The following is a 22,145-nucleotide window of genomic DNA, read 5'->3' on the forward strand; positions in this document are numbered from 1 at the left end:
CTCTGTCTGTGGTGAGCCGACGCAATGGGCAACACCCCCTGCCGAGTGACCACTACCGATCGCGCAGCGCGAAGATCCATTTCCCGACGGCTTGACTCAGGATCTATTCATGAGTATATTAGCATTAACTTAATTTATGGCAGAGCGAAAACTCATGAAATCCAAATTGTTGATCCTGTTAGCAGCCCTAGTCGTCTCACCCCCGGTCCTGTCCGACACCACACCGCTCGCACTCGATCGTGAGCGCGATGCGGTGCAGGAGCGGACCTTCGCGACTGCAGCCGGCCAGGCATGGTTCGAGCAACAGCGTCGGATCGCTGCAGAACTTGAGGCCGAGCACCTGCTCGCGACCTTACATCAAGGCGGCTTGTCCAATGACGAGTTAGAGCGAATCGCTGCGGCCTTTGCCGATCCGAACCTGACCGATCTGCTCGCGACAAGCGCCTACTACCAGGCTGTATTCGAGGGGCGCGTTGAGATTCACCCTAACTGATTGCCGTCAGACGTTCTCCTCACAAACCATGCGGCCTTGCCGCATGGTTTTTTTGTGCGTGCCCGATCGATCGCCAGATCAAAACCCTCGGAACAGATAGAGCGATTGGCCAGCGCTCCTGATCGGCGTGTTCGATTGCCCCAGTTGCGATCAATGCAGAGACTAAGGCCGCATTCAGGCTGTCATCGGCTAACCGCGTCCCGCGCATCGCGCAGGACGGATCGAAACCATTAGATGTTGACAAAAATAATGGGTCTAGAGGACATTTCGACTTTCGTGACAACATCCTGATTAGTGGCTTCCTGATGCGTAACAGTCTATCACACGTTTTGTTGATATCATCAATGCTGGCTGTCAGCTTCGGAGTATTTTCCAGCCGTGCGGTATACGCGGCCATCCCGGATGAAAACGGAGTTTTCACAGCCTGTTATAATCTTCTGGGATCGATACGAGTGATCAATCCCGCCAACCGTTGCCGTGTGAATGAAACCCGGATTACGTGGAACGCGTCCGGCCCTGCGGGGTAGCAAGGGGTGCCTGGTCCCGCCGGTCCACCTGGCCTGCAGGGCGTGCCGGGCGAGGTCGGCCCGGCAGGTCCGCCAGGGGCACAAGGCGAGGTCGGCTCGGCAGGTCCTCCAGGAGCTCAAGGTGAGCCTGGCCCAGCAGGTCCTCCAGGGGCTCAAGGCGAGCCCGGCCCAGCAGGTCCTGCAGGGGCTCAAGGCGAGCCCGGCCCAGCAGGTCCTGCAGGGGCTCAAGGCGAGCCCGGCCCGGTAGGTCCTGCAGGGGCTCAAGGCGAGCCCGGCCCGGTAGGTCCTCCCGGTCCTCCCGGCAGCGGGATCAATGCCGACGGTCCTTGCTTCAGCAATTCCAGTCGTATCGCCGACTGTGGCAACGGCACCCTGACCGATAGCGTCACGGGACTCATTTGGCTTGCAAGTCGATCCTGCCTCGGTGCCATGAACTGGGCAGCGGCCAATGAGCAAGCGGACGCGATTGCTGATGGTGACTGTGGTTTGGCCGACAACTCCTCACCGGGCGACTGGCGACTGCCGACGGCGGAGGAATGGCGCTTGAGTCGCGCGGTCGTAGCTGACGACCAGATCTATTGGTCAGCCTCCACGGACGGGGTAAATGCAAGCCGGGCGATGACTGCAAAGCGTGACAACGGCATTATCGCCCGAGCCAAAACTGACACACATCGGGTGTTGCCGGTGCGCGGTGGTCCGGCCCCCTCGCGCGATCCTGATGTGGACCGCAACCTGTGGCGCTATCAGCCCACGGGTCCGAATGGTGAGTACATTCTGGATCTCGGCACGGGCTTGGAGTGGCAGCGGTGCAGCGTTGGGCAGAGCTGGAATGCGGGCACGCAGACCTGCACTGGCCCCGCGACACAATTGACGTGGTTCGAGGCCATTGACGCTTACGGCGCAGAGGACACGTTTGGCTTCCGGCTCCCAACCATTGCGGAGTTGCGGACCCTCGTCTATTGCTCATCCGGATTTCCGTTTACGATCAATATGCGCATGAATGATCCAGTGACTTGTTCATTTTCCTCCAGCAACCCGTCGATTGTATCTTGGTCCTTCCCCGGACTGAACGGTTTGCCGGGGACGGACACGATTTATTGGTCGTCCACTCCCGACGCCGATGTTCTGTCCCAAGATGCATGGTTCGTCCAATTCTTTGAAGGCCGTGTCAATAAACGGCCCAGGGCTAGCGCAGGCCCCGTTCGTCTCGTCCGCGTCGCGCAGTGATATGAGCCTGTTGGAAGGTTGGATGGCGGCACGGACGCCCCGTCTCGCTTCGGTCACCCTGCGCTCGTGAGAATCCGGCCCAGGTTCCACAGGTTTGCCGCGTTGCGGGAACGCGGCGGACGTGTGAGACGGCTAGGACATCAGACCCACCTTGAGTGTTCAGATCTGGGCCGAGATCGGACGTCGGATTCAAGGGGGGTGACCGCTCACGGACGACACTGGTTCTCCGGACTGATTGAGCGAATTTGACCAGATTGCATTCACTGATCTCAGGTTCGCGCAGTGCGCATTCGTTCGCTGAGATCCAACATGGGTCCCAATAGGGCGAGATAAGCTTGAGAGAGCGCTTGCTTCGCCGGGTGGGCTCCTGCGAACTTGGTTCGGACCTCCGCGCGGAAGCGCGACCAGTTCGAGTGGCACAGTTGGTCGAAAGCGACTGAGATGGTCGCGGTTTTCGAGATCGTCGTATGCCACCAGCCGTTCGGGATGAACATGGTTTCCCCTGGACCCACTATGAACGATAGCACTGTCGCCTGTGTGGTGAGTGGGAAGCGTTCGAGGTCTGGATCCTTGAGGTTGTTGACCAGCGACTTCCAGGGATCCGCAGGGTCTGGATAGACATAGTGCGATTCCCACGGCGGGACAATGATGAATTCTTTTTCGCCTACGATCTGATTGATCCAGGCGTGAAAACCCATGTAATCATAGTGGACGTAAGGAAAGGATCCGCCCGAGCTACCGAAAAAGATTTCGTAATTAGCCGCACCACAGGCAAAGGACTGGGGAATCGCGCGATGACCGATGCGATCCGGGCAAGCATAGTTAAACCGAGGCTGGACGTATTCGATTAACTCAGGGAAATGGCGATCAAGAGCCAGTTTTCCTGGATAGGGTGCCGGGTTCTCTGCCGTGCAGGTTTCGAGTCGGTCTATGAATTCTGCAAGCGGAAAATGTTGCCCGGCGATCTCGACCTCACGATTGCCGAATCGGCGCTTGAAGAACTCGAACGAGAATTCTTTAACGGCTGGCCATTGCGCGGTCGCGTCGCCTAACACGACGGGGACGAGCGGATTAAGATGATCGCGGCGGAATTCCTCTAGGCTCATCCCATATTTTTTTTCGACGACGATGTCACCGTGACGTGCGAGTTCGATGATTTTAGTTGGCAAAGCCTTTTCCCTACTTTTGCTTTCATGATGCTAGGCATTCTGAAATGCGCTCAGAACACGCCGATGGCTTGACCGCTCATCCTACAGGATCAAGTTGATGCCTGCCGCAGAGGTCACCAGATCAAACGAAGTTTCTCAATCGCAGCGCGAGCAGGCTACGGAGACTTTGCCCTAGCATGCTCTCAATTGTCCACAGACGGGATGCGGACGACGGGTTTGTCGTCATCAGGAGGGCCGGCCGGCGAGGAGCCGGTTTTCCACGTCAGCAGGCGATAACGACCGTCTGGCATCGGTCGTAACAGACCGATCCAGCCTTTCCCCCAATCAATGCGGGCAGCCCCGTCATCCAGCGTCCAAGTCCCACTGCTGCGGTAGTCGCCGATCTGCTCGGTGGCGATCCCCCCTGGCAGGAGTCCGATCAGGATCGGGGTATCGGGTCGCGACAGGCTGGGCGCGGACCACGTTCCCTCCAGCGTGTCGCTTGCCGAGACGACCGTGGCAAGGAGCAAGAAAAAGACGGCAAAAACAAGACGAGACATCAAATACCTCAATGATTGTGGATGGTACAAAACGCATCGACGCCTCGTGGATAGCAGGATGTGCCTGAGCATAGCATGTTGTTTTCGTTGTTCGATTGCCCAGTCTCTGATTTAAGACCGCTTCGCGGCCGCACGGATCATCCCGTGGACATAGGCCATCTTATCGATGGCCGGCTGTGGCAGGACAAAGGGATAGAGGTCTTGTTGTCCCATGCTGCGATTGAGGCTATTGATCGCGAAGGTGAGTGGGAGCCAGTGCTCGACGATGGGGTGAAAGTCTTCGAGATCGTAAGGGTCGAATGCAGGGTCCGAAACGGCACGGCTTCCATCCGGTAGTGGCCATTCGACCTCGATGCCGAAGTGTCCAGCTGTTTCAAGGGTGTCGATGATGTGCATGTAATGCGCCCAGGTCTCCGCCCAGTCTTCCCAGGGGTGCGCACTCGCGTAAGGGGTAATATATCGGTCCTGCCAATCCACGGGGGGACCGTCATCGTAATACCGTTGCATTGCCTCGCCATAATCGGCTTGCTCGTCGCCGAATAGGGTTCGAAAAGGATCGACCTGCCCGCCATCGCGGATGAGTGTATCCCAATAGTAGTGGCCGATCTCGTGGCGGAAGTGACCGATCAGCGTGCGATACTGCTCATCCATATCGAGCCGGGTCCGCTCGCGCAGAGCGGGGTCAGCCTCATCGACATTGATGGTGATGAGTCCCGCTGCATGACCGGTCATGACGGGCTGGTCGGGTCGGGCGTCGGCGCTACTGAGGAAATCGAAGGCGAGACCCCCGGCAGGATCGTTCTGTTTTGTGTCGATGCTCAATCCGAGCCGCAGAAGACCATACATGAGACGTCGCTTTCCTCGCTCGAGACGTGCCCATTTTTCAAGATTTCCGGGCCGCGCAAGATTGGGCACGATGCGATTTGGTGCGCAAGCAAGACAGCGGTCAGAGGGATGATCTGCCGGCACCATCCAATTGCAGACCTGGTGCTCGGCATAATTGAGGCATTTGCGGTAACGTTGCGCCGCACCAGGATCTGCTTTAGAGCGCCCGGAGTGGTCGCCGGTCAACCAACTGAAGAAGCCGGATCGCCGCCTTTTGAACGACGACGATTCAGGTGCCGACATCCACATCCCATTCCCCGCATCGACCAGCGCCGATAGCTGCATTGAATCCGGCAGGAATCCCAACACAGCGCCGCAGCGCATGCATTGGATATTCTCAAAGAAGACCGGTTGACCGCAAGATTGACAGATGAACGTCTTCATGGATTGGAGAGTTCCTTGGGGTGGCGTCGGATGGGTTGTGCTCGGAGTCAACGTCAGTGCGAACCAACCCATGCGCAACGGCGATCGATTTGAGAGGCTCCGGACTCAGGGCATCTCGATTTCGACCATAACCTCGTTGCGACGCAGGAAGGGAAGGGAGAAGGGCGAATTATACCGCGCATACACGGTCGGCCCGCGCGGGGTGATGCCGGCGGCAGCGAGCGCACTGAGGAGGAGCGCTTCTTCCTCGCGATAGCGCGACTCGGACCAGCTACCACGATAGCGACGGACAGCCACCACCTGAGCGGGTTGTTCACGCAAGCGCACGCGGGGGTTGTTGGGCGCTGGGAGGGTCTCGAGGGTGAATGGTGCTGGCATAACGAAGCTGTAGCGATGGGTCTGCTCACGCGCCGCGGCAGGCTGCTGGCTGACCGGTGCGGTCATGGCCATGCGCTGTTGAGAGGCGTTGTCACCGAAAATATACCCCGCCAGCAGGCGGAAGGCTTCACCGCCTGAACGCTCGAAATCGCCTCCGACCTCGACTTCGGCGAGTCGCATGGTGTCGTAGCGACGGATCTCGAACGCTGGGGTCTGGCGCAGTACGCGATAGTCTGGGGTCTCGATCGCCATGGTCTGGTGTCCTGATCCGAGCAGCAGGGCCAGAACCAGAATCGTGCTCGTGGGTCGCGGGGAACTGGTCATGGCGGCTCCGCAAGTTGATGAGTCGGGCGTCACGCACGCCGGACGCCGTTCAAGAGTCAACATGGGGAGAATACGCTGCCTGAAAAGGGACCCGGTGTTCCGATGTTGGAGGTGTTGGGCCCCACTGCGCGGTCCCGGTGTGCGCACACTTGGCAGTGTCAGTAATCCTGAACCACGCAACCCACCAAGGCGAAGCCACCGCCAACACATCGACAGCAGTGTATTCAGGGCCTAGAGTAACCAGACCATCAACCTGTCGAATGGAGCCAGCCATGCAGGTCACTCTGGTCCACGTCCACGTCAAGCCCGAGTTCATCGAGGACTTTATTGCGGCGAGCCGCACCAACCACGAAGGCTCGATCGCGGAACCAGGCAACCGGCGCTTTGATATCCTTCAAGACCCGCGCGATCCAGGGCATTTTGTGCTGTATGAGGCCTATGCCACGTCTGCGGATGCGGCCGCTCACAAACAGACGACGCATTACGAACGTTGGCGCGAAACCGTCGCGGAAATGATGGCGGCACCACGCGAGGGCGTGCCCATGATTGGTCTCTTCCCGGAGGCTTGAGATGATCGCACCCTTCGCCATCGCCCGTCTTCCGCGCATCGAATTTGGCGCGGGGCGGCTCAGTCGACTGCCCGCGATCGCAGCCGGCTATGGCCACCGGTTGTTGATCGTCACCGGTGGTCGCACTCTGCGAACCACCCAGCATTGGGACAGGCTGCTCACGGGCCTGCGGGCGGCCAACCTTGAGTACGAGACCCTCTCGATCACTGGGGAACCCTCGCCGGATGAGATCGACGCGGTCGTCCAGGTTGAGTCCGACCGCGCCTTCGATCTGGTCGTCGGGATCGGCGGTGGCAGTGTGCTGGACGCGGCCAAGGCCATTGCTGGTCTGCTGCGACCACGCAATAGCGTCATGGATCACCTGGAGGGGGTTGGGCCTGAGCGGCCTTATCAGGGACCAACCACGCCCTTCATCGCAGTCCCGACAACGGCAGGGACCGGCTCGGAGGCGACCAAGAACGCAGTGCTCACCCGCCAGGGGCCGGATGGCTTCAAGAAGTCCTTCCGCGACGACGCCTTGGTGGCCGAGTACGCCATCATCGATCCGGATCTGCTCGCGACCTGTCCCCCGGCACTGGTCGCCGCCAACGGCATGGATGCCTTCACGCAACTATTGGAATCCTACGTGTCCATCCGCGCGAATCCGCTGACGGATGCGTTGGCCTGGCGTGGGCTGGAGGCGGTGCGAGACGGACTTCTGCCCTGGTATGAGGGCGGCGAGGAAGCCACCAACGGGCGCACGCGCATGGCACTCGCCGCCTTACTGTCCGGCATCTGTCTGGCACAAGTTGGGCTCGGTTCGGTCCATGGCTTGGCGCAGCCGTTAGGATCTTTCTTCCCTATCCCCCATGGCGTGGTGTGCGGCACCCTGGTTAGCGCGGCCACGCGGGTCAATCTCGAGGCTTTGCACGCGCGGGAGCCGGGTCATCCGGCACTCCGGAAATATGCCCAAGTCGGCCGCCTGCTGGGTGGCGAACAAGATGCTGATGAGTTCACCGCGCAGGAGCAACTGTTGCGTGTTCTGGACGACTGGACGCATCGTCTGGATCTGCCGTCCCTCTCGGATCTCGGCGTGGTGGAACAGGACTTCACACGGATTGTCGCGAATGCGCGCGGCTCCAGCATGAAAACAAACCCCATTGCGCTGCACGACGCCGAGATCGAACGCATTCTGCGGTTGCGGATCGGGGGCTCATGAGGATGTGCGTCCCGGTAGGTCATGAGCGCATCCGTTGACCCACATTCGTTGCCAGCAGCGCAACAAAACGAAACGGCAGCGTCGGCGTGGGCGCAGGGATCCGTCCTGGTCAGGGCCGGGTTGATGCCGAGGGTTCCCTTTGTGTAACAGCTGTGTGTGATGATAGGATCCGACGAGATCAAAGGCGCCAGACAAGCCAGCGAGGTCGAACCGTTCGCGCGGTCGGATCACCTGATCGGGTGACCCCTCTTGGCCGCTGGTAAGGACCGTGATCGATGGGCTGGAGGGCGAGCCCAGGCAGGGCGTGGGGTCTTTGTTCGGGGGCAGTTCCCCGAACAGGTTTCGACGTATGCAGTTTGGCATCGGCCTTAGCCGAGCATCCGAAAAATAAACACTATTGAGCGACGTGCTGAGGGCACATCACCACTGGAGGCGCGAGTCAAAACATGAATCGTGGCTATATCCTTTCCATCGACCAAGGCACCACTGGCACCACCGTCCTGATCTTTGATCATGCGGGATCGACTTGTGCGCGGGCCTACTCCGAATTCACGCAACACTATCCCAAACCGGGCTGGGTCGAGCACGACGCCGAAGAGATCCTGCTGATCACGATGAAGGTGATTGCGGAAGCGTTGCGAAACGGCGCCATTCCGTCCGACGAGATCCGCGCGATCGGGATCACGAACCAACGCGAAACGACGGTGGTGTGGGATCGCGCGTCAGGACAGTCAATCGGTCGGGCGATCGTGTGGCAGGACCGGCGCACCGCACGCTATTGCGATGAACTCAAATCAAATGGCTACGAGGAGATGATCCGCACCAAGACCGGGCTGGTCATCGATCCGTATTTCTCGGGCACCAAACTGAAGTGGATCCTGGACCACCATCCGGGTCTGCGTCAGCGCGCTGAACGCGGCGAGATCTGCTTTGGCACCATCGACTCCTGGTTGGTCTACCAATTAACGGGTTGTCGGGTGCATATCACGGATTATTCCAATGCATCCCGCACCATGCTGTACAACATCCGTGACTTGCAATGGGACGCGGACCTGTTGGAATTGCTTGAGATCCCTGCCGCAATGCTGCCCGAGGTTCGTCCCTCCTCGCAGATCTACGGCGAGACCGATCCGCAGATGTTTTTCGGCACGCGTGGCATCCCGGTCGCAGGCATCGCCGGGGATCAACAGGCGGCCTTGTTTGGCCAGGCCTGTCATCACCCGGGGATGGCGAAGAACACCTATGGGACGGGTTCTTTTGTGTTGATGAACACCGGAACCGAGGCGGTCACCAGCCAAGAGCGTCTTTTGACCACGATTGCCTGGGGGGTTGGAGATGACCCGGTCGAATATGCCCTTGAGGGGGCCATCTTCGTGACCGGTTCCGCCGTTCAGTGGCTACGCGACGGACTCGGGATGATTCGCCAAGCCTCCGAGACCCGCGAGCTCGCTCGCGCGGTGCCGGACAACGAGGGCGTTTACTTCGTCCCGGCACTGGTCGGACTCGGCGCACCGCACTGGGATCCCTATGCGCGGGGACTCTTGATTGGGATCACGCGGGGCACGACACGGGGTCATGTCGCGCGGGCCGTGCTTGAGAGCATGGCCTATCAGACCCGTGACGTCATCGAGGCCATGGAGCGTGACTCCGGGATTCGCCTGAAGGAGTTGCGCTGCGACGGCGGTGCGTCGGTGAACAGCGTCCTGATGCAGTTTCAGTCCGACATCCTCGGTGTCAATGTCGAGGTTCCGCGCATCGTCGATACCACGGCTCTCGGTGCCGCCTATCTTGCCGGGCTGGCCGTCGGCTTCTGGGACAGTCGTGACGAGATTGCCGAGAAGTGGGCACTGGATGTTCGCTATCACCCGCGCATCGATGGCGCCAAGCGCGAGCGTTTGTTCAAGCGCTGGCACAAGGCTGTCGAGCTTTCCAAAGGTTGGGCACGCGATGACGATTGACACCATGACGCTGCGCCAAAGCAACATCGCCAAGTTGCGCGAAGGAGGCGTCTATGACGCCCTGATCATCGGTGGTGGGATCAACGGCGCGGTGTCCGCCGCCGCCCTCTCCGGCAAGGGTGCGAGGGTCGCCTTGATCGATCAGCGTGATTTCGCCGGCTTTACCAGTCAGCAATCGTCGAACCTGGCCTGGGGGGGCATTAAATATCTGGAAAGCGGCGATTACGCGCTGGTCCGCAAGCTGTGCCTGAGCCGCAACGAGCTGATCCGCAGCTATCCAAGCCGGGTCAAGGAGATCCGTTTCTTTGCGACGATTGACCGCGGCTTTCGGTTCTCACCCTTCTTCCTGTGGCTTGGCACCTGGGTCTATTGGCTGTTCGGCAACGGCTTCACACAGATCCCGCGCTTTCTTGCCAAGGATCGCATCCATCGCGAGGAGCCGTTGGTCAAGACCGATACTGCGGCCGGTGGGTTCGAATACTCGGACGCCTATCTCCACGACAACGACTCGCGCTTCGTTTTCCAGTTCGTGCGCTCGGCGATGGACCGCGGCTGTATTGCGGCGAATTATGTCGAGTCACTCGGGGCGCGGCGCGACCAGGACCTCTGGATTACGCGCGCTCGGGATACCGAGACGGGTGAGCAGTTCGAGATCCGCTCCAAGATCCTGATTAACGCGGCCGGCCCCTTCGTCGACGATCACAACCAACTCACTGGAGAGCAGACCGAGCATCAACATGTGTTCTCCAAAGGCATTCACCTGATCGTTCCAAGGGTCACTCCGCATCAGCGGATCCTGACCTTCTTCGCGGACGACGGACGGCTCTTCTTCGTGATCCCGATGGGGGTGCGCACCTGCATCGGCACCACGGATACTCAGGTCGACAGTCCTGAGACTGTTGTGACCGACGCGGATCGCGATTTTGTCCTGGAAAATATCAATAAGCGGATCGCCCTGGCCAAGCCGCTGACGCGCGAGGACATCATCGCCGAGCGCTGCGGCGTGCGGCCATTGGTGGTGAAACGCCAGGATCAAACGAACGGCGAGGGCAGTGGACGCGATTGGATGCAGCTCTCGCGCAAGCATGAGATCGATGTCGACCGGGCGCGCGCGCATTTATCCATTTTCGGAGGCAAACTCACCGATTGCGTTAATGTTGGCAACGAGGTCTCGCGGATCGTCGCGAGCTTGGGTGTCCATCTCCCGCATGCCGGATATCGCTGGTACGGTGAGCCACACCGCTCGGTCTATGAAGAGTATATGCATCAGGCACGCCTGATGAATCTGGACAGCTATACCTCGCCTGAATCCATCGAACCCCTCTCCAGTCGTCTCTGGCGGCGCTATGATCAACAGGCGTTCGAACTCCTCGCGCAGATCCGCGAGGATCCCCGTCAGGCTGAAGTCTTGATCAAAGGGACGGATTATCTGCGCTGCGAAATCCAACTCGCCAAGCGTCAGGAGATGATCGTCACGCTCGAGGACTTTCTGCGCCGACGTTCCAAGATTGCCTTGGTCGTTCAGCGCCAGCAGATCCAACACGCCGAGGGTCTGATGGAAGCCTGCGAGATCCTCTTCGGCGAGGGCGCACAAGCGCGTTACCAGGAATACTTTGGGGAGTCGCGAACCGTCACCCGCGCACAGTCCCGGCATCTGGAAACCGACGTCGCCTGATCTCGCGCCCGATGAATCCGCACCCGCCGTTCATGGTGATGTTCGAGGGCACTAACCGCGAGCGGCGAGTGCGTGCAGGCTGTCTGCCTGATCACGCCAGTCCACGCCGTCGGGATCCGGATTCCCGCACAGTGACTGAAACCGACATGATCTGAAATCACGCACTGACCAAACCGTCTGAGGAAAACGGGATGACCCCATTCGTTGGAGAGTTGATCGGGACCGCACTCCTCATCCTGCTCGGTAACGGAGTTGTGGCCAATGTTGTTCTGAGTCAGACAAAGGGCCAAGGCGCAGGGTGGATCGTGATCACCTGGGGGTGGGGCATGGCCGTGTTCGTGGCCGTCTTCACGGTCGCGGCATTCAGTGGTGCCCACTTGAATCCAGCCGTGTCGGTCGGCCTTGCGGTCGCCGGGAAATTCGATTGGGGTCAGGTTCCGACCTATGTTTTGGCGCAGTTCATCGGAGCCATGATCGGTGCCGTTCTGGTCTGGCTGACCTACCGACCGCATTTTGCGCGCACGGATGATCTCGATCTCAAGCTGGCGTGTTTCTGCACCGCGCCGGCGGTGCGCGACGCACCATCGAATCTCTTCTCCGAGATCATTGGCACCTTCGTCTTGGTGCTGGCGGTGCTCTTCCTGGCCGTGTCGGTATTTGGCCTGGGCGCTCTGGATGCCTTACCGGTTGGCCTGCTTGTCCTGGCCATTGGTCTGAGTCTCGGCGGGACGACCGGCTACGCGATCAACCCCGCGCGTGATCTTGGTCCGCGAATCGTGCATGCGATCCTGCCCATGCCGGGTGGGAAGCGTGATAGCGACTGGCGTTACGCCTGGGTTCCAGTCGTTGGCCCGCTCATCGGCGCCGGACTGGCCGGGTTCCTCTATCTGGTGTTGCAGGACCCGACCAGCGTTCAATTTCGGTGATCTCCGCACCCAATGCATCAATAGCACATGGGAGACGGTCAATGAGTCGACGCAGACGCACGCCGCCCAATCAGTCGGACCGGCGCCAATTTCTAGGCACTGCCGCCGCACTGCTCGGCGGTTCCGCGTTGCCGGGATTCGTAGCGGCTGCGCCGTCGGATGAAATCGCCCCGGCACGTGCCGCGGCGGCGCGGCGCTGGTTGAGCAACGAATTCACACCCTCGACGCTCACTCCCGCCGCGCAGATGGCCGAGATGCAGTTTTTTATCCGTGCCGCGGCACCGTTTCGGGGGCTGCGCATCCATGTTGTCTCCGAGACCATCCCGACTCATGTTTATGAGCAGCGGTTCCTAGCGCGGGCCTTTCATGAGATCACGGGTATCCGAGTTCAGCACGATCTGATTCACGAAGGTGAGCTCGTCGAGCGCATTCAGCGCCAGACCCGCACTGGGCGTAACCTTTATGACGCCTATGTCAATGACTCGGACTTCATTGGCACGCATTTCCGCAGCGGTGCCATCGTTCCGCTGTCGGACTGGATGGCCGGCGAGGGTGCCGAGGTGACATTGCCGACGCTGGACCTGGATGATTTCATCGGCCTCGCGTTCACCACCGGCCCCGACGGCGTTCTCTACCAGTTGCCGGACCAGCAGTTTGCGAATCTCTATTGGTTCCGCTACGACTGGTTTCAGCGCGATGATCTGAAACGCGCTTTCGAGTCACAGTACGGCTATTCGCTCGGCGTTCCGCTCAATTGGAAGGCCTACGAGGACATTGCGGACTTTTTCACAAACCACGTCCAGCAAATTGAGGGGCGCCGCGTCTTTGGTCACATGGATTATGGGAAGGTCGATCCGTCGCTCGGATGGCGTTTCACCGATGCCTGGTTGGGGTTAGCGGGGGTTGGAGATCCCGGCCTGCCCAACGGCATGCCAGTGGATGAGTGGGGCATCCGAGTCGAGGATTGCCGGCCGGTGGGATCCTCCGTCGCGCGTGGTGGGGCGACCAACAGTCCGGCTGCCGTCTATGGACTACGTAAGTATCTGGAATGGTTGCGTGCCTTCGCACCGCGCGAGGCCCTGGACATGACCTTCACAGATGCCGGACCGGTTCCCGCGCGGGGTGACATCGCCCAGCAAATATTCTGGTATAGCGCCTTTACGCCTGATTTGATCAAACCCGGATCGGCTGTGATGGATCGTGACGGCTTGCCCAAATGGCGCGTGGCACCCTCACCCCATGGCGCCTATTGGGAACCCGGCATGAAGCTCGGCTATCAAGACTGTGGCGCTTGGACGCTCCCACAATCCACACCACTCGATCGCCGTCGGGCCGCTTGGCTGTACGCCCAATTCTGCACTTGTAAAACGGTCTCACTCAAAAAAACCCTGGTCGGATTGACGCCGATCCGCCGCAGCGATCTCGCCTCCGCGGCGATGACCGAGGCCGCGCCTCGGCTCGGTGGCCTGGTGGAGTTCTACCGCAGCCCAGCACACCTAGCCTGGACCCCGACTGGACTGAACGTCCCGGATTATCCGAAGCTGGCGCAGCTGTGGTGGACGCGCATCGGTGATGCCGTCTCGGGCAAGACCGATCCCCAACAAACAATGGACAATCTGGCCGCAGCGCAAGACCAGACCCTCGCGCGCATTGCGGCTTTGGGCTTGTCCAAACGCTGCGCACCCCTGTTGTCACCCCCAGAAGATCCGGCCGTCTGGCTCGCTCGACCCGGAGCGCCGAAACCACGGTTAGCGGACGAGGAGGGCGTGGGGAAAACGATGGACTACGACGCCCTCATGCAGGCCTGGAGCGCGGGACAGTTTGGCGTCTGATCTCCGCCACCGCGCCGAACGGTGTCCTGATCTCCCAGAAGACCCCGCAATCTGTTTGGCTGTGGGGCAGGGTGAGGAACGCAATCCCTCTCAGACGCGGTCATGTCGTCCAGACCGTCGGGCGTGAGCCTGCAACCGAGTGAGCGGGTCTGACCTGACCGCTTGGCCGTTCGGGACGGTTTCGTCCTAGAGGTTCCGGTTGCATCTCGAATTCCTGGGTGGAGCAACGTCCAAGCATCGGCTCAGGCGAACCTGTGGACGGATTTTTGTGAACTTTCTGAGCCTCAGTGAGTTTATCCTTCCGAGTGCAGGTCAGGTCTCCGGCGCTACCCAATCCTCGCGTATCCATCACAACCCTCTAGACTTGGATTTGGCTCAGATGATGAACAAAGCCAAAGGGCGCAATGTTTGCCTCCAAGGGCCTATCGATCTAGCTCCCGGTCATATGACCACGGATCGAACGCGTGTCAGGGCAGTGCCTGCCACGCAGCAGGAGGTCTACGTTGGTGCGCTGAGCGACGCAAGTGCTGCTGCAGACAGCCGAGAGAAAAGGCGCCTCTTCATCCATATCGGCCTGCCGAAAACCGGCACCAGTTATATTCAATCGCTCCTCAGTGCATACCGTCTGCAATTGCTCAGACAAAAAATTCTCTATCCCGAGACTGGAATGGAGACCGGCAACCACAAAGCCCTCGCACTTCCTTTCCTCAGCGAATCACGCAAGCGCCGACCGGATGTCCAACCATGGCTGACTGCGGGTCTCGCGATGCTGTGGTTCCAGCTCCGAGACGAGATCCAGCAAACCAATGCCGATCAGGTCATTCTGTCCTCTGAATACTTCTTCGAAGCCCATGCCATCAGGCTCTTACGATGGATCTGTGATCGACTCGATGTCGAAGCGATGGTGATCGTCTATCTGCGGCGCCAGGACCGACTCCTTGAGTCGGGCTACAACCAAGCCATCAAGGCCGGTCTCGAGACAGATAAAGCCGTCTTGGGGCTAACCTATGTTCCCGAGTATGACTACGAGCACTTATTGGACCGCTGGGCCGATGCATTCGGCTCGACCTCGCTGCTCGTGCGGACATACGAAGAGGCAAGCTCTGGCCCTGGTCTCTTGCAAGATTTCTTGTCCTTGGTCGGCGCCGAGATTCCGATGCTCGATCAGCGAGGTGAGCGCAATGACTCATTGCATCCCGCACTCGTCGAGTTTCGACGGGTCGAAAACGTGGTTGGGCTCACCAACAGTCCGTTGGCGATGTTGGCCACTCCTCTCATGCACATCCTCGAGCCGGATGATCACCTTTCCATCATGAGTCCGGAGCTCCGACATCGATTCCTCAACTTCTATGCAGACTCGAACTCCCGGGTGGCACGTCGTTATCTTGGCCGCGAGAACGGAATGCTCTTCGCACCTCCCTCGACGCCACCGTCCAGTCAACCGTCGGACCCAAACGCCAGTTTGCAGGTGTTGGTCTCGGCTGGATTCAATCACCTGATCGCGAAGACGGAACAATTGGCCGACGCACAGGGCGCGCAGCACAGTGAGATCGGAAGTCTTCGAACGGAGATGGGATGTCTGAGAAGCGAGGTGGGGGGGCTACGACAGGAGTTGGGGAGTCTCCGAACGGAGGTGAACGGTCTGCACACCGAAATGGAGCGTTTGCGCATCGATTTGAATCAGCTCATGGAGCTGTTCAAGCACGAACCCGTCGCGCAGGACACGGGACACACGCAAGCCCCCATCAAACAGGCCTGGATTCGCCGTCTGATTCGCTGGAGTTAACCCCTGTCCCCATGGTCGGAACGCAGCCCGACGGATCGACTAGCCAAAGACCTTCCCATGACTCATCAACATATTGTTTCATCTGAACTCAATGTCAGATCCGATGTGCAGTCTGCTGCATGGTGCGTTCCCGTCACGCCATCAATAATGTTATAATATATCGCCAACTCCAAGCTGTAGATCACGGAATTGGCGATGCTTGATCCGCTCAACGCCCACATTGTAAGCCCTAGTCCAACGAGCGCCGATGATGGAAATCCCCACCGGCCCGCTCCGCATCCGCTCCGACTTGAATCAATGCGCACGCGACTGAACGACGGGAGACTCGCTACGATCGCGGTGACTCACATGTGCGTCGAGATCGCGATGGGACGTGATTGTGAAGAGATCGGCACGTTGAGTCGTTTCGAACCAGTGACTGCGCAGCCCATCGTGGATCTTGATCACCTGGTCTACGAAACCTGGGATACGTTCGAATACCAAGCCTCTGGAAGGCGATGATGGCGGACAAATTTGACGCATCAGCGATGTCCGCATCCGCCAGTGCGGATCGCTCCGACCCGACACGGCAGCGCCTCCAGTCCGTGCGCCCGCTGATGGTGCTGGTGCTGTTTTTTGGCTCCGGACTGACGGCCTTACTCCTGCAAACGCTGTGGATGCGAGAACTTGCGCTGTTGTTCGGTAGCGGCGCGCAAGCGGCAGCCGCGACGCTGGCGGCATTTTTCCTGGGGCTTGCCGCGGGTGGTGCTTTCTGGGGAGTGCTCAGCCCACGGCTGCGCCAGCCGTTACGTTGGTATGGACTACTGGAACTCGGAGTCGCGCTCGGAGCGCTCGGCTGCCTGTTCCTCCTGCCCACCTTCCACGGACTCTACGGAGCACTGTATGACCAGGTGAGCGCGCCACGGCTGCTGCTGGCGGTCAAGCTAGCGCTGGCCCTCATGCTGCTGTTTCCGGCCGCCTTCTGCATGGGTGGCACATTGCCGGTGCTGAGCCCACTGCTCGCCGGTACTCCAGGTCAGCGCACAGGCATCGCCGGGCGCTGGCTACCAGTGCTCTATGGCGTCAATACCTTAGGCGCGGCAGTCGGTGCTTTTGCCGCGGCCTTTGTGTTGCCGCAGGCGATTGGCTGGCGCTGGAGTTATTGGCTCGCGATCCTCATCGCGGCAGGGGTTGGCGTGGGTGCCTGGTGGCTCTCCACGCGGGTTACGGCCCTTGACGGCTCCGCCGGCCAACCGGTCACCGTGCGTGATTCCACCCTGGCAACGGCGCAATCTTGGGGAACGCTCCGGTTTTTGGCGTTTCTGTCCGGGTTCGTCACACTCGCTCTCGAAGTGCTCTGGACCAGGATGTTTGCGCAAGTGCTCCACAACTCGGTCTATAGCTTTGCTGCGATCCTGATCGTCTTCCTCATTGCGCTCGGGATCGGCGCACTCCTCGTCAGTGGATTCAGCCGTCAGATTCAGCGAACGGCAGACCGATGGCTGGGAGTGCTGTTGATCAGCGCTGGGCTACTCGTCGCGACAACACCATTGGTGTTTATGAAGATCACCGACGGCCTCGGTTATTTGGGTCACAATGAAGGCTGGATCCCCTATCTCGCGACTCTGTTTAGCGCGGTCACCTGGACTTTGTTCCTCCCGACCTTGGTGTTGGGTCTGGTATTTCCGACGCTCCTGCGATTGGCAGCGAGCCATCCGCGCCCAGTGGGCCAGACCGTTGGTACATTGGTGGCCCTCAATACGCTCGGCGCGATCGCGGGAGCACTGGCAGCAGGTTTTCTGTTTTTGGATTGGCTCGGTTTGTGGCGGAGCATCGGATTCATGGCCGCGCTCTATCTGGCGGCGGTCCTATGGTTACCGTGGCTCACGATTCCGACTGCAGCCGCACCGCAGCGCCGGCTGCGCATAGTGGCGCTCATGGGTCTGCTCAGCTTGCTCTCGGTCATCGATCTCTCGCGACTGCCAATTGTGCGCATCGATCACGATCGTCGAGGCGAGATGCTGGTCCAGGTTTGGGAGAGTGGGGCAGGGACTGTCGCTGTGGTCCGGCGTGGAGACGATCTTCGCATCAAGGTGGACAACCACTATACCCTCGGTGGAACGGCTGGGCGTGGTTACGAGGAGCGTCAGGCCCATCTCCCACTGTTACTGCATCCAGCCCCTGAGGAGGTGTTTTTCATTGGACTCGGCACCGGCATCACCGCGGGCGCGGCGCTGCACCACCCAGTGCGGCGCGTGGTCGTTGCCGAACTGTTACCGCATGCCATCATCGCAGCGCGGACTCATTTTGCCCCCTGGCAGAATGGCTTGTTCGATGACCCACGTGTTCGCGTGCTCGCGACCGATGGCCGCAATCACCTCGCGGCGACGCGCTCACGATTCGATGTCATGATCGGAGACCTCTTCATTCCTTGGGAGGCCGGGGCCGGAAATTTATACACCATCGAGCATTTCACTCGCGTCCGCGAGCGACTCGCCCCGGGCGGATTGTTTGCTCAGTGGCTTCCGCTGTACCAACTGTCCGAACAGGAATTCGGGAGTATCGCGCGGACCTTTAGCGCGGTCTTTCCTCAGGTCACCCTGTGGCGTGGCGACTTTCTGCCGCATGGGCCGATCGTCGCGCTGATTGGTGCGGTGGATGCGCAGCCCCTTGATGGGGCAGCCCTGCGGGAGCGTGAGCAAGCGCTGGCCGCGGCAAGGAACAGTCCATTCGCTGACTGGCCCGCCGGTGGTTCTCCCTTGCTCCTGTTCTACGCTGGAAATCTTGGAGAGTTGCGCGAGCGCCTTGAGGGCTATCCACTCAGCACCGACGCCCGGCCGATCATCGAACTCCGCGCACCGCGGACCCAGCGACAGCAAGCCGCGGGACAGGCTGACTGGTTTACCGGTAGCCCCTTGGTGGCGTTCTTCGAAGACTTGCAGCGCGCGCTGCCGCCAGCAGTGGACCCTTACCTGTCTCGGCTCGACGAGGCCGGGCAGGGGGTTGTGACGGCCGGCCTGGAAGGCTTTCGAACCCGTTTAGGGACTGGCTCGCGGACGACACGACCAGTCAATCCTGTTACGCCGGACGAGGAGGCTACAGCGTTACGCGAAGAACTCCGTCGACTGCGTGCCGCGCGCGATGATCTTGAACGCTGGTTGCCAGAGCTGTGACACTGAAGACAGGGAGCGGATATAGCAGCAAGGCAGGCATTGCCTTACGCTAGTACAGGCTGTTCATTCCACGCAGACCAAGGCGAGGGATACGCCATTATTGATCGTGAGCGTTTTCGATTACCTGGTCCAGAATCTCGGTGGAGGAGTTCTTCTCGCTCCGCCCCCTGCCAACTTTTCGACGCAGTCGTTCGTCCCCTGATCACCACCCTGACGGTCTTCGGCGTCGGTCGCGGAACAGTTTGAAGGTCTGTTGAGCTGCCGACCACTTCTAGCCTTGTCCAATGACAGACGAGGTTGATGCCTGATTTTTGGAGTACAACCTATGACGTCTGATGATTTGAGGCAGGCTGCGCACGGGGATGCAGACGCGCTGACGCGTCTCTCCTTGGCACTCAAGGGCAAAGGCAATGACCTTGTTGAGCTCGCCGAGGCAGCGGCTGCGCTGGAACCGGCCGAAACGGCACGCCTTATCTTGGGGCTCCGCCCGCGACGGGCCCGGGTACTGCTGACACTCCTTGACGATACCCCGAGCCTGCGGGTTCTACAGGCTCTGGATCCGTCGGTCTCGGATGTCTTGCTCGATCGTGATCAGCAAGCGCGAATCGCGAAAATCGTCGCCAAGCTACCAGTCGAGGAGGCCGCGGACTTCCTGGCAGAGTCACCGCGAGACCTGGTGGAGGTGACCTTGGAGGCGCTCGGTCAACCGATTGATTTGGTTCGGGCCCTCGACCACCGCAACGAGACGGCTGGGGCCTTGATGCGTCGTCGTTTGGTGGCCGCACCGCTCGACTGGACCATTGCACAGGTCATCGACAAGATCCGCGAACAATCCGATCGCATCGATCGCCTGTACGCGGTGTATGCGATCGACTCGGAGCGTCGGCTGCACGGCTATTTGAAGATCCGTGATCTCTTGTTGTTGGCTCCTGAGACCCAGGTGGGTGATGTCATGCACCGTGACACCATCATGGTCTCAGCAGGGATGGACCGAGCCGAGGTCGCGCGCATCGCCGATCGAGCCCAGCTCCCAGTGCTCCCGGTCGTCGACAGCGAGTTGCGCCTCCTCGGGCGCGTCACAACCGATGAACTGCGGGCGATCGACCGCGCTGAGGCCGAAGAGGACATGAAGCTCATGTCGGGGCTGGCGCCGGATTCGAGCGCAGCAGACGGACCGCTGCGGATTGTCCCGCGCCGCTTGCCCTGGCTGGCCGCGGGACTCATTGGCTCCGGGACGGCGGCCTTTGTTGTGGGATCTTACGAGGATGCACTCGCCAAGGCCGCAATCCTTGCGAGCTTGATCCCGATCGTGATGTCCATGGCTGGCAACGCTGGGATCCAGGCCTCGACCGTGACGGTGCAGGCGCAGGCCTCAGGAGGCTTCTGGATCGGGGATTTGGGCGGACGGATTCTGCGTGAGATCGGCGGGGCACTCCTGAACGGACTCATCGTCGGGATCCTTGTAGCACTCGCCATCGTTGGGATTGGAGAATTCATCCCGATCGAGCGCCCATTCGATCTCGGCTTGACTGCGGGCTTGACCCTCGTGGCCGTGACCACGCAGGCGGCGACCATCGGTGCGCTGATTCCCGTCTTGCTAGAACGTCTGGGATTCGATCCGGCGGTTGCGACCGGGGTCTTTATCACCACGTCCAATGACGTGATGGGAGTGCTGATCTTTTTCCTGATTGCCACGGCGGTCTATCTCTAGTCCACCCTGCTCGCATCATTGCTATGTCCCTAAGCTCACGATGCCCAAACGCTCCGTTGGCGATCGCATCGTGATGGCCACAGGCTTCCGCATTCCTGTTCCGTTTGCACTGCGTTCCACAGTCCAATCGATCCCCGGGAGTGCCCATCACAATGGATTGATGAAATGGATTCGACGCCATCTCATCAACTATGCTTTAATGCAAACCTTGATCTCAGCATCAACGCAACCATTTTGATATTTGATCAACGCAACCCCGCACACAACTGGAACGGAAGTATGGAATACGAACAACTGAGTTTGGACGAACTGCAGAAACAGGCCGACGAAATCGCCCAACAGCAGTCGGTCATTGCGCAACTGCTGCTGAAAAAACGAGAAGAAGGACGCGGCGATTTCATCCGCGAACTGCGCGAGATGATCCTCGAGCGCGGTTATGACCTTGAGGATATCGCCAGTCGACTGACACGGGGAGCCCGGAAAACGACCAGCAACAACCCCGTCGACAAGCGACGCTATGTCGATCCCAACGATCATGAGCGTTTCTATATCCGTGGTCCGCTCCCGGGTTGGCTGAAAGAGCAGATGCAGGCCAATGGCTACGACCCGGCGAACAAGGCAGACCGTGACCGCTTCAAGGTCGAGCGGCTGACGCTGATCGAGCCCTGATCAAGCCGGCCCCACCCCGGCCACCCCAGCCGATCGCGGCTCACCAAAACGGGCCGCGCCAACTCTCACCTACGCTGGGGGCGGCTGTCGATGTCGCCCAATCCCCCTGCTTGATCCCAGACGATCTCTTCTGCCCGCCGAGACAGCTCGGTCGTGACCGCCGCAGCGAAATCCTCCTTAACTGCTGACCAGGAGCGGCTGGCGATGGTGATCGGAGCCGGTGCCGGAAAGTCCTTGAACCAGGGCCCATAGGAAGGCCGCAACACCTGCTCACGCTCGGCAGCCAGGACCGCGAGATCCGCATGCTTGACCGCCGGCGGCTCGGGATGGAGAAGGCCGAAGACCTCGGCCACGACCGCATGAATGCGCGCCTCCACCGCCCGGTACTCCGGCATGATCCGTTTCAGCGGACTCACCATGTCGCCGATGTACGCCTCGGCCGCATCGTGCAACAGGCCGTCCAGGCGCAGCTCCGGAGGCAGTAACTCCGCGACATGCAACGAGTGCTGCGCCACGCTATAAGGAAACCGTGCCGCGCCGTTGAAGCGGTTCATCAGCGACAGCGAATGGACAATGTCCTCCAGACAGACCATCTCGGGTCGTGGGTCGCAGAGGTCAAACGCGATGCCGCTGAAGGTATGGATGTGGACGGGGTGGGTGGTCATGAGCAGCGCGCGCGCCTCGATTCAAGGTCGGGTGGCCTCTCCATTGTGCCACCATACGCATGATAAAACATAAGGCCT

Annotated in this window: 18 protein-coding genes; 13 read left to right on the forward strand and 5 right to left on the reverse strand. The window is 60.1% G+C overall.

Annotated elements, in window-relative coordinates; all coding sequences use genetic code 11:
• The first annotated feature begins 154 nt into the window (after nucleotides 1-154).
• The 3 genes from CKO25_RS14310 (at nucleotide 155) to CKO25_RS14315 (ending at nucleotide 2,247) form a co-directional block, all read left to right on the forward strand.
• Nucleotides 155-493, forward strand: coding sequence for a hypothetical protein (locus tag CKO25_RS14310; RefSeq protein ID WP_200388629.1), 339 nt, complete (start codon nucleotides 155-157; stop codon nucleotides 491-493).
• 648 nt (nucleotides 494-1,141) lie between these two features.
• Nucleotides 1,142-1,267 (forward strand): hypothetical protein, encoded by a 126-nt coding sequence (locus CKO25_RS21625; RefSeq protein WP_276569032.1) that lies wholly within the window; start codon nucleotides 1,142-1,144, stop codon nucleotides 1,265-1,267.
• 182 nt (nucleotides 1,268-1,449) lie between these two features.
• Entirely contained in the window at nucleotides 1,450-2,247 is a 798-nt protein-coding gene (locus CKO25_RS14315) for an Lcl domain-containing protein (RefSeq protein ID WP_242467627.1), read from the forward strand.
• Nucleotides 2,248-2,516: 269 nt separating this feature from the next.
• Here the strand turns inward: CKO25_RS14315 and CKO25_RS14320 are convergent, their stop codons facing one another.
• The 4 genes from CKO25_RS14320 to CKO25_RS14335 form a co-directional block, all read right to left on the reverse strand.
• The gene (locus CKO25_RS14320) at nucleotides 2,517-3,416 is read right to left on the reverse strand and encodes a cupin-like domain-containing protein (protein WP_200388631.1); all 900 of its coding nucleotides are present in this window, start codon (nucleotides 3,414-3,416) and stop codon (nucleotides 2,517-2,519) included.
• A gap of 182 nt (nucleotides 3,417-3,598) precedes the next feature.
• Nucleotides 3,599-3,955: a hypothetical protein gene (locus CKO25_RS14325; protein WP_200388632.1), complete on the reverse strand. Its 357-nt coding sequence runs from the start codon at nucleotides 3,953-3,955 to the stop codon at nucleotides 3,599-3,601.
• A 111-nt stretch (nucleotides 3,956-4,066) separates the two neighbouring features.
• Nucleotides 4,067-5,224 carry a zinc-binding metallopeptidase family protein gene (locus CKO25_RS14330; RefSeq protein ID WP_200388633.1) on the reverse strand — a complete coding sequence of 386 codons (1,158 nt, stop codon included), beginning with the start codon at nucleotides 5,222-5,224 and terminating at the stop codon, nucleotides 4,067-4,069.
• A 105-nt stretch (nucleotides 5,225-5,329) separates the two neighbouring features.
• Nucleotides 5,330-5,926: an SOUL family heme-binding protein gene (locus CKO25_RS14335; RefSeq protein WP_242467628.1), complete on the reverse strand. Its 597-nt coding sequence runs from the start codon at nucleotides 5,924-5,926 to the stop codon at nucleotides 5,330-5,332.
• A gap of 272 nt (nucleotides 5,927-6,198) precedes the next feature.
• Between CKO25_RS14335 and CKO25_RS14340 the strand changes: the two genes are divergently transcribed.
• The 10 genes from CKO25_RS14340 to CKO25_RS14385 all read left to right on the forward strand — a co-directional run bounded on the left by CKO25_RS14340 (nucleotide 6,199) and on the right by CKO25_RS14385 (nucleotide 21,402).
• On the forward strand, nucleotides 6,199-6,495 hold the full coding sequence (locus CKO25_RS14340) for an antibiotic biosynthesis monooxygenase (protein ID WP_200388634.1): 297 nt from the start codon (nucleotides 6,199-6,201) through the stop codon (nucleotides 6,493-6,495).
• A gap of 1 nt (nucleotide 6,496) precedes the next feature.
• A complete protein-coding gene (locus CKO25_RS14345; protein WP_200388635.1) occupies nucleotides 6,497-7,693 on the forward strand; it encodes an iron-containing alcohol dehydrogenase in 1,197 nt (398 codons plus the stop codon).
• A gap of 446 nt (nucleotides 7,694-8,139) precedes the next feature.
• The gene (gene glpK, locus CKO25_RS14350; protein ID WP_200388636.1) at nucleotides 8,140-9,651 is read left to right on the forward strand and encodes a glycerol kinase GlpK; all 1,512 of its coding nucleotides are present in this window, start codon (nucleotides 8,140-8,142) and stop codon (nucleotides 9,649-9,651) included.
• A gap of 4 nt (nucleotides 9,652-9,655) precedes the next feature.
• Nucleotides 9,656-11,326 carry a glycerol-3-phosphate dehydrogenase/oxidase gene (locus tag CKO25_RS14355; RefSeq protein WP_200388703.1) on the forward strand — a complete coding sequence of 557 codons (1,671 nt, stop codon included), beginning with the start codon at nucleotides 9,656-9,658 and terminating at the stop codon, nucleotides 11,324-11,326.
• 191 nt (nucleotides 11,327-11,517) lie between these two features.
• Nucleotides 11,518-12,252 carry an MIP/aquaporin family protein gene (locus tag CKO25_RS14360; protein WP_200388637.1) on the forward strand — a complete coding sequence of 245 codons (735 nt, stop codon included), beginning with the start codon at nucleotides 11,518-11,520 and terminating at the stop codon, nucleotides 12,250-12,252.
• 41 nt (nucleotides 12,253-12,293) lie between these two features.
• Nucleotides 12,294-14,084, forward strand: coding sequence for an ABC transporter substrate-binding protein (locus CKO25_RS14365; RefSeq protein ID WP_200388638.1), 1,791 nt, complete (start codon nucleotides 12,294-12,296; stop codon nucleotides 14,082-14,084).
• A 475-nt stretch (nucleotides 14,085-14,559) separates the two neighbouring features.
• A complete protein-coding gene (locus CKO25_RS14370; RefSeq protein ID WP_200388639.1) occupies nucleotides 14,560-15,870 on the forward strand; it encodes a hypothetical protein in 1,311 nt (436 codons plus the stop codon).
• Between the two features lie 527 nt (nucleotides 15,871-16,397).
• A complete protein-coding gene (locus tag CKO25_RS14375; protein WP_200388640.1) occupies nucleotides 16,398-19,022 on the forward strand; it encodes a spermidine synthase in 2,625 nt (874 codons plus the stop codon).
• Nucleotides 19,023-19,347: 325 nt separating this feature from the next.
• Entirely contained in the window at nucleotides 19,348-20,733 is a 1,386-nt protein-coding gene (mgtE, locus tag CKO25_RS14380) for a magnesium transporter (protein ID WP_200388641.1), read from the forward strand.
• A gap of 279 nt (nucleotides 20,734-21,012) precedes the next feature.
• Complete coding sequence (locus CKO25_RS14385; RefSeq protein WP_200388642.1) at nucleotides 21,013-21,402, forward strand: H-NS histone family protein; 390 nt, start codon at nucleotides 21,013-21,015, stop codon at nucleotides 21,400-21,402.
• A gap of 65 nt (nucleotides 21,403-21,467) precedes the next feature.
• On the opposite strand, the gene CKO25_RS14390 is transcribed toward CKO25_RS14385, so the two are convergent.
• Nucleotides 21,468-22,067 carry a hypothetical protein gene (locus tag CKO25_RS14390; protein WP_200388643.1) on the reverse strand — a complete coding sequence of 200 codons (600 nt, stop codon included), beginning with the start codon at nucleotides 22,065-22,067 and terminating at the stop codon, nucleotides 21,468-21,470.
• Between the last annotated feature and the right edge of the window lie 78 nt (nucleotides 22,068-22,145).

Origin of the sequence: Thiocapsa imhoffii, assembly GCF_016583985.1 — a bacterium.
GTDB classification, from domain to species: Bacteria; Pseudomonadota; Gammaproteobacteria; order Chromatiales; family Chromatiaceae; genus Thiocapsa; species Thiocapsa imhoffii.